General features: G+C 57.4%; 13 protein-coding genes, 1 tRNA gene and 1 pseudogene. 12 read left to right on the top strand and 3 right to left on the bottom strand.

All coding sequences use genetic code 11. The features are described 5' to 3' along the window. Window positions 1–656 precede the first annotated feature (656 nt). Both VHB22_RS02570 and VHB22_RS02565 read left to right on the top strand, forming a co-directional pair. Window positions 657–1,334, top strand: coding sequence for a response regulator transcription factor (locus VHB22_RS02570; RefSeq protein WP_325455390.1), 678 nt, complete (start codon window positions 657–659; stop codon window positions 1,332–1,334). Then, on the top strand, window positions 1,321–2,733 hold the full coding sequence (locus tag VHB22_RS02565) for a sensor histidine kinase (RefSeq protein ID WP_325455389.1): 1,413 nt from the start codon (window positions 1,321–1,323) through the stop codon (window positions 2,731–2,733). Before VHB22_RS02570 ends, VHB22_RS02565 begins: the two co-directional genes overlap by 14 nt. A gap of 114 nt (window positions 2,734–2,847) precedes the next feature. On the opposite strand, the gene VHB22_RS02560 is transcribed toward VHB22_RS02565, so the two are convergent. After that, window positions 2,848–3,420: a hypothetical protein gene (locus VHB22_RS02560; RefSeq protein ID WP_325455388.1), complete on the bottom strand. Its 573-nt coding sequence runs from the start codon at window positions 3,418–3,420 to the stop codon at window positions 2,848–2,850. A 349-nt stretch (window positions 3,421–3,769) separates the two neighbouring features. Between VHB22_RS02560 and VHB22_RS02555 the strand changes: the two genes are divergently transcribed. The 6 genes and pseudogenes from VHB22_RS02555 (at window position 3,770) to VHB22_RS02530 (ending at window position 10,407) form a co-directional block, all read left to right on the top strand. Beyond that, a complete protein-coding gene (locus tag VHB22_RS02555) occupies window positions 3,770–4,936 on the top strand; it encodes a glycosyltransferase family 2 protein (protein ID WP_325455387.1) in 1,167 nt (388 codons plus the stop codon). After that, a complete protein-coding gene (locus VHB22_RS02550) occupies window positions 4,924–6,972 on the top strand; it encodes a glycosyltransferase family 39 protein (protein ID WP_325455386.1) in 2,049 nt (682 codons plus the stop codon). Before VHB22_RS02555 ends, VHB22_RS02550 begins: the two co-directional genes overlap by 13 nt. A gap of 129 nt (window positions 6,973–7,101) precedes the next feature. Further along, a pseudogene (locus VHB22_RS02545) lies at window positions 7,102–7,326 on the top strand (integrase); the annotation flags it as partial. 450 nt (window positions 7,327–7,776) lie between these two features. Continuing rightward, a complete protein-coding gene (locus tag VHB22_RS02540) occupies window positions 7,777–8,130 on the top strand; it encodes a DUF3489 domain-containing protein (protein ID WP_325455384.1) in 354 nt (117 codons plus the stop codon). A gap of 29 nt (window positions 8,131–8,159) precedes the next feature. Then, on the top strand, window positions 8,160–8,690 hold the full coding sequence (locus VHB22_RS02535) for a DUF2924 domain-containing protein (protein ID WP_325455383.1): 531 nt from the start codon (window positions 8,160–8,162) through the stop codon (window positions 8,688–8,690). After that, on the top strand, window positions 8,683–10,407 hold the full coding sequence (locus VHB22_RS02530) for a recombinase family protein (RefSeq protein WP_325455382.1): 1,725 nt from the start codon (window positions 8,683–8,685) through the stop codon (window positions 10,405–10,407). Before VHB22_RS02535 ends, VHB22_RS02530 begins: the two co-directional genes overlap by 8 nt. Window positions 10,408–10,679: 272 nt before the next feature. Here VHB22_RS02530 and VHB22_RS02525 read toward each other — a convergent pair. Both VHB22_RS02525 and VHB22_RS02520 read right to left on the bottom strand, forming a co-directional pair. Then, a tRNA-Ser gene (locus VHB22_RS02525) sits at window positions 10,680–10,769 on the bottom strand. 66 nt (window positions 10,770–10,835) lie between these two features. Continuing rightward, the gene (locus tag VHB22_RS02520) at window positions 10,836–11,843 is read right to left on the bottom strand and encodes a hypothetical protein (protein ID WP_325455381.1); all 1,008 of its coding nucleotides are present in this window, start codon (window positions 11,841–11,843) and stop codon (window positions 10,836–10,838) included. Window positions 11,844–12,097: 254 nt separating this feature from the next. On the opposite strand from VHB22_RS02520, the gene rplU reads away from it, so the two are divergent. From rplU to obgE, 4 genes are all read left to right on the top strand, one after another. Continuing rightward, window positions 12,098–12,412: a 50S ribosomal protein L21 gene (gene rplU / locus VHB22_RS02515; protein WP_325455380.1), complete on the top strand. Its 315-nt coding sequence runs from the start codon at window positions 12,098–12,100 to the stop codon at window positions 12,410–12,412. 30 nt (window positions 12,413–12,442) lie between these two features. Further along, on the top strand, window positions 12,443–12,715 hold the full coding sequence (gene rpmA / locus VHB22_RS02510) for a 50S ribosomal protein L27 (protein ID WP_325455379.1): 273 nt from the start codon (window positions 12,443–12,445) through the stop codon (window positions 12,713–12,715). Between the two features lie 114 nt (window positions 12,716–12,829). Beyond that, on the top strand, window positions 12,830–13,351 hold the full coding sequence (locus VHB22_RS02505; RefSeq protein WP_325455378.1) for a GNAT family N-acetyltransferase: 522 nt from the start codon (window positions 12,830–12,832) through the stop codon (window positions 13,349–13,351). Then, window positions 13,348–14,388 carry a GTPase ObgE gene (gene obgE / locus VHB22_RS02500; protein WP_325455377.1) on the top strand — a complete coding sequence of 347 codons (1,041 nt, stop codon included), beginning with the start codon at window positions 13,348–13,350 and terminating at the stop codon, window positions 14,386–14,388. Before VHB22_RS02505 ends, obgE begins: the two co-directional genes overlap by 4 nt. Window positions 14,389–14,457: the final 69 nt, after the last annotated feature.

Genomic DNA, 14,457 nt, shown 5'->3' with positions numbered 1-14,457 from the left:
CGGTGCGGGGGGTGCCTCTCCTAGGAGAGCTCGCTTTGCCTCCTTCAAGGAGAAGCTCTTCCGAGGCCAATTGGAGCATACCGTATCTTTCGCGACATGGCATCCCGACGCCTCGAACGATGCTTTAACTGCCTTCACGCAGGCCTTGCCGATCAATTTCTCCGCAAAGGGCAATCCCTCGAGCGATTGCGATTTTCTTATTTCACATCGGATATTCAGCACGGGTTTGACGCACGCCACGCAAATCGGTTCTGCGACGGCTATTTTCGACGCAATGGATAGGCAGGCGCCCAGCCAAAGCACGCGCTGTCTGCCTATGATTTTCCCTAAAGCGAACATGGTTACCCTCAGTCGCGACGCCTAAAATCCCGCGACCCGACGCTGGCAATAAGGCGACCGCTTCGCCAATCTGTATCGTTCACCATGTGAGACGCCGCCAAACGTTCAAATCATACAAATTGCTAACATTGCGGCCGCGGTCTCGCCGCTTGCGACCCAGAGGTCATCGCGATCGACGCGCGTCCTGCGCATTATGGAGGCCGAGCGTCAGCTCCCCCTCCATGCGCACACGCTGCTTTTCGCGTACACTGTTCACCGCCCATCTGAAGCAGAAGCTGTGGGCCAGAACGGGAGACCGCCCGCTTGATGGATGCTCCATGCACATCCTCGTAATAGAAGACGACGACCAAACGTCACGCATTGTCAGGCAAAGCCTCGCGGACCAGGGACACACTGTCGAAGTCGCCAACGATGGCCAAAGCGGTTTTAAGCACGCCACCGTCGGCAGCTTCGATGTCCTGATCATCGACCGAATGCTTCCCGGCCTAGACGGGCTTTCCATTGTCCAGCGGCTTCGGTCGATGAAGGTGACATCGGCGATCCTGTTCCTGACCGCCGTTGGCGGAATCGAAGACCGCATCGAGGGATTTGAGAGCGGGGCCGATGACTACCTTGTCAAACCCTTTGCCCTCGGTGAACTTATCGCGCGTGTGTCGGCTCTTGGGCGGCGGCCGCCGACATCGTACGAGGAATTTTTATTCAAGATTGCGGATCTTGAAGTCAATTTGATCAAGCGGGAGGTCAAACGGGCGGGTGAGATCATCCATCTGCAGCCACGCGAATTTCGTATGCTCGAGATCCTGCTGCGGAATAGCGGTCGTGTCGTCACTCGCTCGATGATGCTTGAGCAAGTCTGGGGTTTGGAGTTGGATCCAAAGACATCAATTGTTCAGACGAATGTGAGCCGGCTGCGGCTGAAAATCGATCGTCCGGGAGATATACCTCTGATACGCACGGTGAGAGGACTTGGCTATCGCATCGATGATAAAGACTAGGCTGACGCAGCGCACGGCCTTTCGCCTAGCGGCGCTTGTGGCGGCGATTATTTCATTGACGAACCTAGTCATCTTTTCGGTGCTGTTCTTCGCCATCAACAATCAGCTTAACGAAAACCTCAAAGCTCATGTCGAGGAAGTCCGCAGAACGTTGGCGGATGTAGAAGTCAGCGGTGGCTTCGAGGGATTGGCGGCGATGGTCAATCGCCATGCGCAGGTAGCGCAATCGAATGAAGACATTTACCTCCTGACAGATAGGGCGGATCAGTATGTCGCCGGCAATATCAGGGTGATCCCCCGATTCCCGGGCTGGAAAACGATCCCGTGGCATGAATTGCCGCTCATAGGTGCTTGGACTGCCCCACGCGCGAGTACTGCAGTGGTCGGACGATGGACAACGATAAAGAACGGCTTTCTCTTCGTCGGGGACGGCAACGGCGACATCAACGACGCGCAGCGCGTTCTTCTCAAAGGGCTTCTATGGGGAATTGGACTGTCGATACTGTCGGCAATGATCGGCGGTTACATCCTCGGCATGAATGCACAAAAGCGCATCGCCAAAATGGAAGGGGTTCTTGGCGCCGTTGCATCCGGACAATTGCAGGAGCGCGTGCCTCGCAGTCCGTCTGCAGACGATCTTGATCATGTTGCGGCGCTGATAAACGCCACGCTCGACCGACTGCAGGCGCTCATCGGAAATTTGCGACAGGTCTCCACTGACATTGCGCATGATCTTCGAACACCCATAGCGCGTATGCGGCAGAAGCTCGAAGTCGTTCAAACGAACTCATCGGACTTGGCGATATATGAATCTGCCGTCGAGGAAGCTCTGCTGGAAATAGATGGAATCTCCGAAACGTTCGACGCGCTGCTCAGAATTTCGGAAATCGAAGCGGGCGCACGGAAGAGAAAATTCGTCGATGTCGAATTGAACAGCTTACTCATCAATATCGTCGACGCTCTAGAAGCTGTCGCCGAGGAGCAGGACCAGCAATTGACTGGGCTGATCGGAAACACTCCTGCTACTGTGCATGGCGACCGGAAACTTCTGAATCAGCTCTTCATCAATCTGGTCGAGAACGCCATCCTGCATTGTCCTTCGGGCGCGCAGATCAGCGTTGAACTGGCTGCGGACGGCGGACATCCGACTGTGAAGGTCCGGGACACCGGCGCCGGAATACCTCCCGAAGAACGCGAAAAAGTGTTCAGACGCCTTTATCGCTTGGAGAAAAGCCGCGCAGCTAAGGGCAGCGGTCTTGGCTTAAGTCTCGTTTCCGCGATCGCGGAACTCCATAGCGCCAAGGTCACACTTGCCGACAACAATCCGGGCTTGATCGTCGAGGTGGCATTTCCGCAGCAACGCGTTGAAGCGCGTAAAAGCAGCGTCAACCTCTCCTAGAGCGGAAGTCAGACATAGCCGAGTCGAACAGGAGATGGATGGTGGCAGCCGCTAAAGGCCATCAGTTGCAGAATTGTATAATAGCCCTTGAAACCGTGGCGTCGGAACTGGGCGTCATAACGCGTCGAAGTGTAACTTTATGGCGCGTATTGCGGCGGCACGGTCACGATAGGCTCTCCGATTTCCAATGAATTGATTTGCGACGAGCGTCCACGTCGCAGTGCCTGCGGAGCTAGCCGAAACAAGCTCCGCCAGGCGCGCATGAAAGGACTGGCCATTGCCGCTTGCTTCAGCAAGATCGGAGCAGATGCTCTTTGCAACGCTCTCGTTGGCGGATTTGAAGCGGCGCGCGCTCGCATCGGGCAATAGCGGCGGCAGCGAAATCTCTTCGAAAAAAGCGCCGATCGTCGCATCGGGACGGCCAGCGAAAATTCGTTGAATTTCGGCCAAAGCAATGCTCGGTTTGATCGCTCCAGCGGCTCGCAAACCATCTTCTATCGCTGCAAGCGACTCTTTCAGCCGAGCAGGATAACGCGCGGATGATCTGGTGCGCTTCAATCGAGCAGCAATCGTCTCGTTTCTACCGCGCTCGAGGAATACCGCAAGGCGATGTAATTCTTGGGAACGATCGAAATCAGCAATATTGGCGAACGCTCTCAGCGCGCGCGCCAGATCCTTCGTGTGCATGCAAACTGTCTCGAGCGGTCGATCCTTCGCAGAACCGAACTGCAGGACAGCGATTCATTTGCGGCCATAACCACACAAAATTGTAAACAACGTCATCGCAATTGCTTTGTGAAACTTATGCGCGCGCAGCGCTTGTCAACAACATTACATCCTCGTCGTCGAACTGTCGCGTAACGCCGCTAACGATACAGGAATGTAGGGAAAACGACACGGTTCAGACACCAACAGCTAGGACGGTGCCGCGGGGATCCGAAATGGTGGGGCTGGTGGGAATATTTGCACAAAAGTCGATTGTGATCCAGCGCACATGCGGCGACGATCGCCTGCTTCCTGCCGAGACGAATCCAGCATGACGATGCTCGATTCGCATTCGCACGCGATTACGGCGGCACACGAAATTGAGCGACGTACCGGAAGCCACCGCGAAGGGGTTAGTGCCGGTCCACGCCTAACCATCGTTGTTCCGACCTACTGCGAGGCCGAAAATGTTGAGCCGTTGATCGAGGCTCTCGATACCGCTCTTGCCGGCATTCGATGGGAAGTCATCTTCGTCGACGATGACAGCCCCGATGGAACTTCGAATCTGGTGCGCCAGCGGGGCGAACGCGATAGCCGCGTGCGCGCAATCCGTCGCATTGGGCGGCGTGGTCTCGCCGGAGCCGTTATCGAAGGCATGCTGGCAGCGGCGGGCAAGATCGTCGCGGTTATCGACGGCGATCTGCAGCACGATGAACGGCTCTTGTCGGGGATGCTCGCAGAAATCGAACTCGGGGCCGATCTTGTCATTGCCTCACGATATATCGGTGCCGGTAACGCCGGCAGTGGGTTCTCCAAAAGCCGACAGCGATCGAGCGTGTTCGCCACGCGATTGACGAACATGCTTTTGAAAACCCAAGTCAGCGACCCGATGAGCGGCTTCTTCATGATTCGCCGCGAGGTCATCGAAGCCATCGCTCCGAAGCTTTCAACCGATGGATTCAAACTGCTGCTCGATATCCTCGCCTCGTCGCCAGAGCTTAAAATAACGGAATTGCCTTACACGTTCAGGCCTCGACTGCTCGGCGCCTCGAAGCTCGATGGGCTCGTTGTTGCCGATTTTGCTGGGCTGTTGCTCGCCAAATTTACCAGCAATCGCGTTTCGCCACGCTTCTTTCTGTTTGCGCTGGTTGGCGCGTCCGGCCTGTTTGTCCATCTCGCGGTGTTGCGGACCATAGTCGTACTTCCCGTGGCGCCCTTCTATCTCGCACAGTTCCTGGCGGCGCTGGTAGCAATGACGACCAACTTCTTCCTCAACAATGCATTGACGTTTCGCGACCGACGATTGACCGGACTGAATGCGTTGAAGGGCCTTGGCGTGTTCTATTTGGTTTGCAGTGTAGGTACGTTTGCCAACGTCGGCATAGCCGAACTCATTTATCTTCGCGATCCCAGTTGGTGGCTTGCGGGCATCGCAGGCGCCGTGATGGCAGCGGCATTCAATTATTCAGCGAGCGCGATGCTGACATGGCGGAAATAGAGATGGAAGTCGCGGCGCGCTCCAGATTCAATGTCGCGCAAGGCGCTTCAACGCTCAGCATAACCTCGTTTCTTTCCCGAGGGCAGCGCCTGATGGCAATGGCCGGTGGGGCGGTGTCTCTGCGGACTGCGATGCGCTTTACGGCTGTCGTAGTTGTTGGCGTTTGCATCGACTACGCTGTGCTAAAAACTCTGATCACGCTGGGCCTAGGCGTGGGGGCGGCACAGGCATCAGGCCTCCTTTGCGGGATAATTGTCAGCTATGCGCTAAACTCCAGGTGGACGTTTTCGGATTATCCTACGCGATCTCCTGAAGCGGAGTGGCGCATTCTCAGCCGCTTTGTTGCCATCGGTTTTTTGGCATTCTTTCTGTATGCCGGCGTTCACCAGCTTGCATTGAACGTTTGGAAGTGGCCACTGGCGGCAGTGGAATTTCTCGGCATCTCAACGGCTGCGCTCGTCGGCTATGTCGGCAGCGCATTCTATGTTTTCCCGCTCGTCGGACAGCGAACGTCGGAGCGGATACGATGGCGTATCGCTGCCGTTGGCGTGGTCCTCTATGCAGTTCTTCTGCGGCTCGTCTTCATGCGCACAGTGGACCTCATTCCAGAGGAGGCCTACTACTGGAACTACTCTCAACATCTAGATTTCGGGTATCTCGATCATCCGCCGATGGTTGCGTGGCTCATCTGGCTGTCAACGCAGATTCTTGGTGGAAGCGAATTCGCTCTTCGGGCAAGCGCACTATTGACGTGGTTTGTCACTGGCGCGTTTTGTTTTCAACTCACGCGTAACCTCTACGGAATGACCGCGGCGTTTATCTCCGTGCTCCTGCTGTCATCACTGCCGTACTATGTCGTATCCGGCTTCTTGATCATGCCAGATGCTCCCCTCATGGCGGCTTGGGCGGGTACACTTTTCTTCCTCGAACGTGTGTTTTTCGGCGGAAGCCAAAGGGCATGGCTAGGCGTCGGCATCTCTTTGGGATTGGGTCTTATATCAAAGTACTCGATCGCGCTTCTTGGCCCCGCGATCGTCCTCTTCATGCTGCTCGATTCAAAGTCGCGCGTTTGGTTTCTCCGGCCGTGGCCTTATGTCGGCGCGGTACTGGCATTGGCCATCTTTTCGCCCGTGATTATCTGGAATGCAGATCATGGATGGGTTTCATTCATCTTCCAGAGTGCACGGCGCGTCGAGGAACCGGTTCGATTTTCCTTCCACCTCCTGCTTCTTTCGATCGTGGCTATCCTGACGCCCGTCGGTATGATCTCGGCGGCGCGGGTGCTTTTTGAGGAAATATCGTCAACCCGCCGGTTTTTCTCCAATGGGGATCGTCGACGGCTATTCGCCTTTGTTTTTACCGTCGTACCGCTATCGGTCTTCGTCGCATTCAGCTTGCTTCACGACGTCAAACTAAATTGGACGGGACCGATCTGGCTGGCCGTCTTGCCGGCGGTAGCAGCGCTCTGCGCGATGAAGAGTCAAAATGGAGCGTTCGGGAGATTTGATTTGCGTCAAGCTTGGTCCGTTACGATCGTATCCTCATTAGTTATTTGTGGTGGGGCATTTTATTTCATCGCCGTCGGCCTGCCAGATCATCCGCTCAAATCCAGTCTGCAACTGCGGGACCTGCCGATCTCTTGGAAAGAGTTGGGCGAACAAGCATTCGAAATCCAAAAACGCGTCCGCGACCGATATAATGAAGATCCGCTTATGGTCGGCATGGACCGTTATTTCATGGCCAGTGAACTCGCCTATTATGACGGCGACCACGACGGGTCCAAAGAGACGGCAGGACGTGGCCTCTTTGGGTCCGAGGGCCTGATGTACACTTACTGGTTTCCCGCCGCCGAACAAAACGGGCGCGACATGATATTGTTTGGTTTCGAGAAGCGCCAACTCAACTCGGCAGATTTGGCGCCTTATTTTCAGTATCTCGGACCGCTTAATATCGCGACCATCAGCAGGGGTGGGGTCGAAGTCGGCTCGTTTTATTATCGTGTCGGCTATAATTTTCGAGCGCTCCCGGCGCGGTAGGATTGCGCGATGCCAATCGCAACGATGCGGGCGTCCCTGAATGAGAAAACCAATCTTCAACCTCGCCAAGAATGCCGACGCCAGCCTTGAGCAGATCGAACGATTCTATGCACGCTACTTGCCGCTGTCGTGACGCCGAGCTGTTACGCTAGGGATCGCGCCACCATAAGGCAGAAGAAGACGGGCCGTCCGGTTCGGTTTGAGCTGACCGACCAGACGCTGCAAGCAATACGAACGGGAAACCTTCGTGCCGTCCAGCTTTTGCTCGGACATTCGGAGATCGAGAGCACCGTGCGCTATCTCGGCATCGAGGTCGATGATGCGATCGAGATCCCGGAGAAGATCGACATCTAGCCGGCTAAGGGCAGAGCAGAGGGCTCTGCCTAGCCAGGATCGCGTCAGAAGCGCTTTGCGAGGATTCGCCGGGAGAAGGGTCCGCAGATCATTCGAAAGCAGTCGTGGTTGCGATTGGCTCGGGCGAGTGCAGTTCAACACCGCCAAGAGTCCGCTTCTGGGATAAAGCATCCTTGGGCCCTACTTCCAGCAACAAGGTCGACGCTTTCCGCCTGATATCCGCGCGCTCATTCGACCCGTCTGGTTGTCATCTGACAGAGCTAATTAACTGAAATTTCGACAGTAGCTGTCATAGCCGAATCGGTCCTCGACTTCTGTCGCAAAGGACGCATTGGTTGTGTGACAGGCACCGCAGTTGACCGGGTGCTTATGGGCTCGCCTCGCGATTTGCGGGGCTTCGGGCAGTGGGAGCGTCGATTAGGACGTTTCCTAAGAGCCACGGAGTCCTAAATGACCGCACCTGAAGTCCATTCCTCGACTAAAGCCAAACGAGCAACTCCACCCAGCAAAGCAGGTAGACCGAAGGCCCATCCCAAACAGCCGAAATTGTCCGTCACACCGGCAGAGCTGCCGAAGGTCGAGGCGGCGGCGCGTAACACGAAGCAGAATCGCATTCTAGCACTGCTGAACGAACGCAACGGCGCGACCATCCCCGAAATGATGCAAGCGACGGACTGGCAGCAGCATAGCGTTCGCGGCTTCCTGGCCGGAACGGTCAAGAAGAAGCTCGGTCTCGCTCTGACGTCCTCCAAATCCGATGGAGAGTTGCGCCGGTATCGGCTCGAGACACGGCGCGGCCGCTGACATTCGTTATGTCCAATCGAAGATCGATCTTGGCAAGAGCCACGGCGGCTGTCTCGGAAGCAGCCGCCGTGGTCGACCTTGATAAACTACAGAACAATAGTGAGCAGAGGGATTTGGCACGGCAGATCGCTGCGCTCGATGAAGCATCCTATGCCGAGTTGCAGACCCTGTGGAGCCGGCATTTTCGATATCGTGCGCCGAAGAAGCTCGCTCGCGAGCAGTTAGAGCTTGGCATTGCCTGGAAGCTGCAGGCACAATTGGACGGTGGTTTGAATGCCGCCACGAGGCACCGGCTCAATGTCCTCGCCCACATGCTGGTGACGAACGCCGATCCAGTTCAGAAGCGCACGATTATGTTGAGATCTGGGGCTCGTCTGCTTCGGGCATGGGGCGGGGATACTCACGAAGTCCTTGTCACAGAGGACGGCTTCGTCTGGCGCGGAAAAACGTGGGCGTCTCTGTCGATCATTGCTCGCGAGATCACAGGCGCGCGCTGGTCCGGCCCGCGGTTCTTCGGGCTAGGTATCGCGGCCAAGCAAGAAGATGACGGCTATGCGTAGTCGAGGCAACTATAGTCAGCCAGAGCGTCATCGCTGTGCGATCTACACGCGTAAGTCCTCCGAGGAAGGGCTCGAGCAGGACTTCAACTCGCTCGATGCTCAACGCGAAGCTTGCGAGGCTTATATCAAGAGCCAGAAGTCTGCCGGCTGGATTGCTCTCCCGGCAATGTACGACGACGGTGGGTTCTCTGGCGGCAGCATGGAGCGGCCAGCGCTGCGTCGGTTGTTGGCCGATATCGAGGCCGGCCAGATCGACACGGTCATTGTCTATAAGGTCGACCGCCTGACGCGATCGCTCGCCGACTTCGCTAAGATCGTTGACGCCTTCGATGCCAAAAAAGTGTCGTTCGTCTCGGTCACCCAGCAGTTCAATACCACCACGTCGATGGGACGTTTAACGCTGAACATGCTGCTGTCCTTCGCGCAATTCGAGCGTGAGGTCACAGGTGAGCGCATCCGCGATAAGATCGCCGCATCAAAAGCCAAAGGCATGTGGATGGGTGGCGCGACGCCGCTTGGCTACGACGCCACGGACCGGAAGCTCCTGATCAATATTAAGGAGGCCGACACGGTGCGCCACATCTTCCGGCGCTATGCGGCGTTGAAGTCGGTGCGCGCGCTCAAAGACGATCTCGATGCGGCCGGCATTGTGAGCAAAGTCCGCATCTGCCGCGACGGTGCGCGGCGTGGCGGTGTTCCGATGGTACGCGGCGCGCTCTATCTGATGCTGCAGAACCAGATCTATCGCGGCAAGATCGTTCACAAGGGAACCGTCCATCCTGGCCAGCATGATGCGATCATCGATGAAGAACTTTGGAATGAGGTGCAGGACGCACTGACGACGAACAGAGTGGAGAGGACGGTGCAATCCACGGCGACGGCACCGAGCCTGCTCGCCAGCCTCGTTTATGACAGTAGCAGCGAGCGCATGGTACCGACGCATGCCAACAAGAAGGGCGTTCGCTACCGCTATTATGTTAGCCAGTCGTTGATCAAACGGGGCCGTGCTGCGGTTTCAGAAACAGCGTGCCGCGTTCCCGCAGCTGATCTTGAAACTCTGGTCGAAAACCGCATCTGTGCTCTGCTCAGAGATCAGTCCATCATCGTAGCTGCTAGTGACGCATCGTCGATTTCTGTTCGGAAGGCTTTGATCGAGCGATCGGCCGATCTCGCGCGCCACTGGAACACATTACCTGCAACGCGGAAGCGCGTCCTCCTTCACGTACTCATCAATCGGATCGATGTGCGATCGGATCGGGTAGAGATCGCGATCTGCCCTGCCATGATAACGCACATCACGAAGCCTGATCCCGATTTGCAGCGCCTTCCCGCACGGCCGACCGGTTCGATCGAGGTGCTCACCATTCCTGCCCGTGTTCGGCGGACCGGAATGGAGACGCGGCTATTGATCGAGAGTGCTCAATCGGACGACCGGCAACCGGATCGCAGTCTCTTGCGCTTGCTCGGACAAGCTCGCCGCTTTCACGACATGGTCGCGCAGAACACGAACATGTCCGTTGCGGAGCTGGCCGCAGCAGCCGGCGTCACCCGATCCTACTTTACACGCGTCTTCCGGTTGAATTTCCTCGCGCCTCGGATCACCATGGCCATTCTGCAAGGCCGTCAGCCTCTGGAGCTGACTGCAAACAAGTTGAAGCAAGCCGGCGCGTTGAGCCCATTCTGGCCGGACCAGCTTCGTCAGCTGGGTTTCAACTGAACACCCACCGTATGTATCTCAGACAATAATGTGAGTGCCGCAGTCGCTTGCCCTCGCGACATATGTCTCAGGGTTCCGCTCGGTCCGCCGCACGCACCGGTACCACGGCATCGCCGCTAGGAGACTTTCGGCGTGACGGACTCGGAAAACCGGAACTATAGCCGTCTCTCTGACGCTTACCGGAAAGCATCTCGTGCTAAGTCGCGGATAATGCGCGGGAATAGCCGACGATCCGAGAGACGCGTATTTTATCGCGTAATATCAATATTTTATGGCGGAGAGGGAGGGATTCGAACCCCCGGTACCCTTGCGAGTACTCCGCATTTCGAGTGCGGCGCGATCGACCACTCTGCCACCTCTCCGGAAGCCGTGGCGCCTGACGGCAAGGTGCGGCTTGTAACTGTGCTTCGCGGTTGGTGCAAGCGCTCTCAGGCGGCGGGAAGCCAGGTTATATCGAGAACGGCAGTCGCAGGCCTTGTGTTCTCGAAGCCCTGGGCGAGCATGCGGCCCTCTTTCGCATCGGCGACCATCACGAGGCGCGTGTTGTCGTTCAGAACGGGAGGCTTAAGCCAGGGAAAGACCGGATCAAACGCGAGCTCGGCGTTGTTCAAGATCCGGGCGCGATCGGCGCTTTTTTCGCCCCGGGAATGGCCTGTCCATCCGAACGTTTGCCAATGGTTGGCTGCGGTTTGCGATCCCCGGTAGGCACGGGCTTCACGTTCGGTGCGTTCGATCACCGCGGTTTCGTGAGGGACGGTCCCTGCCAGCGTAAATATCGCCGGCGTTGAGATTGGCAGTTCGACGAGCATCCGGTGCGCGTCGTCGAAGTTTCGTGCTTCCTCTGCAACCTTCCGCAGCAGGTGCGCGGGAGTCGGATAGGGCATGTGCCACACGCGGCGGCGGTTGGCAGCCCAATCGATATAAAAGAGGCCCGTAGCATAGCGCATGGGCGCTTGATTGAGCGCGGCGGAAAACCGGCCAGGCGCCATGACCTGAAGCACGCCCGTGTAGCCCGGCCAAGTCATTAGCGCGAAGGGCCCGGCGCTGGCCCCCTTTACTTTCGCGCAGACCAAATTTTCGCCAAGACCCGGTGATTTCCAATCGAGCACACGTATCAGCCGCGCCGACTGGCCGCCGGGTGACGGAGCAACGCGGCAGGTACAAGCCCATTCGTAATTGACCGAGAAAAAATAGGCGCCAGGACGACCGAGAAGCCGGGCGATGGTGTCGATTTCGGAAAGATGCGTGTTGTTCCAGCGTGCGAGCCAGGCCCGCGAAACTTGGTCGAGCGCCCTCAGAAGGCTGCGCGGGTAACGACGAGAGGCGCTATCGAGCAGGGCGTGGGTTCGGTCTTTGCAGGCGCGTAAAGTCGCAAGCGAGAAATCGCAGCCCGTTTCGAGAACAGGAATAACCGGGAGATTTGGCACGGGTTGCATGGGAGGGGCCATTGTGGCCCGGGTTTGTGACCGGGCTGGGTTTAGGTCACAATCAATGTCCAAACGCCGCACACAATTGACAAGGTGCCTCACTTCGACAATAAACCGCCAATTCGCAGGCGGGAAAATATGCCTGCGTTGAATGCGCTGCCCGAGGCTTTAGCTGGAAAATCCAGCACCCTTTTGAAAGTCCATCGTTTTTCGATGGCGCCACAGGGCGCGGTAACAGGCCACGAAGGCCGGAAGGATTGGACATGTACGCTGTCATCAAGACGGGCGGCAAGCAATACCGCGTTTCCAAGGACGATGTCGTCACGATTGAGCGGGTGCAGGGCGATGCTGGGGCCAAGGTCGAATTCGATCAGGTGCTCATGGTTGGCTCGGGCGCTGACGTTACGATTGGTGCGCCGCTTGTCTCGGGTGCGAAGGTTGTTGCCGAACTCGTCGAACAGTCACGCGGGCCGAAGCTTATCGCTTTCAAGAAGCGCCGCCGCAAGAATTCGCGCCGCAAGAAGGGTCATCGTCAGGACCTTTCGATTGTGCGCATCACCGATATCACCGGCGCGTAACGAGCCGCCGCATCATTCGAGGATTCTCTAATGGCACAGAAAAAAGCAGGCGGCTCGACACGTAACGGCCGCGATTCGGAGAGCAAGCGCCTTGGCATTAAACGCTATGGCGGCGAGTACGTCATCCCAGGCAACATCCTATGTCGTCAGCGTGGCACTCAGTGGCATCCAGGCGCGGGTGTCGGGATGGGCACCGATCACACGATCTTCGCTGTCGAAGAAGGCACCGTCCAGTTTGACACCAAGCGCAATGGCCGCGTTTATATCTCGGTTAAGCCGGCCAAGCCGGTCGCAGCGGAATAATCAGCTTCCGTCATTGCGCAGAAGGTTTCGGGGATGGCAACGCCATCCCCTTTTGCTTTTTCGGCGGCCGGCTCATATCACTTTTCGCCACAACCATTCTCTTTAAGCATCATCATGCGAACCGCTCGCCTTTGTCTCAGAGCCGTTGTTGACGGCGACGCCCCGCGCATCGCAGCGCTCGCGGGCGATTGGGATGTTGCGAGTATGACTGGACGCATTCCTTATCCTTATTCGGAAGCCGCCGCTTACCAATGGATCAACGGTGTGGAGGAGGGAGAACGCGTTTTCGGCGTCGAATGCCGATCGGAACTGATTGGTATCTGCGGATTTACGCTGGAATCGAACGGCGATGCTGAACTCGGCTACTGGATCGGAAAGCCGTACTGGGGTCTGGGATATGCGACTGAGGCCGCGAATGCAGTGATGGATTACGGTTTCCGAAAAGCCGGTGTACGGCGGTTCATCTGCAAACATCTGACGGGTAATCCAGCGTCGGCGCGTGTCATCCAAAAGCTCGGGTTCAAATATGTCGGCGACGCGACGGGCTGGTGCGAGGCGCGGCAGTGCGAATTACCGGCACTGAGCTACGAGCGCCGCCGTCCGTGGACGATGACCATCCGGGCGTTGGCGTCATGAAATTTCTTGATCAGGCAAAGATCTACATCCGATCCGGGGCCGGCGGAAACGGATGCATCTCGTTCCGGCGTGAAAAGTTCATCGAGTTCGGCGGGCCGAACGGAGGCGATGGCGGCAAGGGTGGCGACGTCTGGGTTGAGTGCGTTCAGAATCTCAATACGCTCATCGATTATCGGTACCAGCAACATTTCTTCGCCGATAACGGGCGTCCGGGGATGGGCCAGAATCGCGCCGGACCGAACGGCGACGATTGTATTATCAAGGTGCCTCCGGGGACGCAGGTCTTTGCGGAAGATGGAGAGACGCTGCTCGCCGATCTGACGGAGCCAGGAGAGCGCGTCAGGTTGGCGAAGGGCGGCAACGGGGGCTTCGGCAACGCTCACTTCAAAAGCTCTACCAATCAAGCGCCGCGCCACGCCAATCCGGGTCAACCGGGCGAAGAGTTGACGATTTGGCTCCGGTTGAAGCTGATTGCCGACGCCGGACTTGTCGGTTTGCCCAATGCCGGAAAATCGACGTTCCTTGCGACGGTCAGCGCGGCGAAGCCGAAGATCGCCGATTATCCGTTCACGACGTTACACCCAAACCTCGGTGTCGTGCGGGTCGGAGATACCGATTTCGTGCTGGCGGATATTCCCGGACTGATCGAGGGTGCCAACGAAGGCGCGGGACTTGGCGACCGGTTCCTCGGTCACATCGAGCGGTGCCGGGTTCTTCTGCATCTGGTCGATGCAACGTCGGAAGACGTTGCGGGCGATTACAAGACCGTTCGACGCGAGTTGAAGGCGTACGGGAACGACATCGATAAGAAGAAAGAGATTGTCGCGCTGTCGAAAATCGATGCGCTCGATCCGGACACTCTCAAGGAGCGGCGCGAGATCCTCAAGAAGGCGGCGCGAAAAGCGCCTCTGTTGCTTTCTGCCGTCTCGGGAACGGGTGTGAAGGATGCGCTCTACGCTCTGGTGCGGGAAATTTCGCGCGGCAGCCAGAACGAAGAGGATGCTGACGGTGAGGCGGGCGGTTCTTGGCACCCGTGAGTTGGCCACCCTGAGCATCCGGCCCTCCACTCACTTGCGGCTTGTCCGCAACTCACGCACTATCGTGAT

The organism is Hyphomicrobium sp. (assembly GCF_035548195.1).
GTDB lineage: Bacteria > Pseudomonadota > Alphaproteobacteria > Rhizobiales > Hyphomicrobiaceae > Hyphomicrobium_B.
Note: the sequence above shows the minus strand (reverse complement) of the source record. Positions and strands in the feature narration are given on the sequence as shown.

What these genes read in the sequence shown, in the direction of transcription:
- VHB22_RS02560 (WP_325455388.1), bottom strand. Translation starts at nt 3,420, where the DNA reads ATGCACACGAAGGATCTGGCGCGCGCGCTGAGAGCGTTCGCCAATATT.
- rpmA (WP_325455379.1), top strand. Translation starts at nt 12,443, where the DNA reads ATGGCACAGAAAAAAGCAGGCGGCTCGACACGTAACGGCCGCGATTCG.
- VHB22_RS02540 (WP_325455384.1), top strand. Translation starts at nt 7,777, where the DNA reads ATGACCGCACCTGAAGTCCATTCCTCGACTAAAGCCAAACGAGCAACT.
- obgE (WP_325455377.1), top strand. Translation starts at nt 13,348, where the DNA reads ATGAAATTTCTTGATCAGGCAAAGATCTACATCCGATCCGGGGCCGGC.
- VHB22_RS02530 (WP_325455382.1), top strand. Translation starts at nt 8,683, where the DNA reads ATGCGTAGTCGAGGCAACTATAGTCAGCCAGAGCGTCATCGCTGTGCG.
- VHB22_RS02565 (WP_325455389.1), top strand. Translation starts at nt 1,321, where the DNA reads ATGATAAAGACTAGGCTGACGCAGCGCACGGCCTTTCGCCTAGCGGCG.
- VHB22_RS02505 (WP_325455378.1), top strand. Translation starts at nt 12,830, where the DNA reads ATGCGAACCGCTCGCCTTTGTCTCAGAGCCGTTGTTGACGGCGACGCC.
- VHB22_RS02520 (WP_325455381.1), bottom strand. Translation starts at nt 11,843, where the DNA reads ATGCAACCCGTGCCAAATCTCCCGGTTATTCCTGTTCTCGAAACGGGC.
- VHB22_RS02550 (WP_325455386.1), top strand. Translation starts at nt 4,924, where the DNA reads ATGGCGGAAATAGAGATGGAAGTCGCGGCGCGCTCCAGATTCAATGTC.
- rplU (WP_325455380.1), top strand. Translation starts at nt 12,098, where the DNA reads ATGTACGCTGTCATCAAGACGGGCGGCAAGCAATACCGCGTTTCCAAG.
- VHB22_RS02570 (WP_325455390.1), top strand. Translation starts at nt 657, where the DNA reads ATGCACATCCTCGTAATAGAAGACGACGACCAAACGTCACGCATTGTC.
- VHB22_RS02555 (WP_325455387.1), top strand. Translation starts at nt 3,770, where the DNA reads ATGACGATGCTCGATTCGCATTCGCACGCGATTACGGCGGCACACGAA.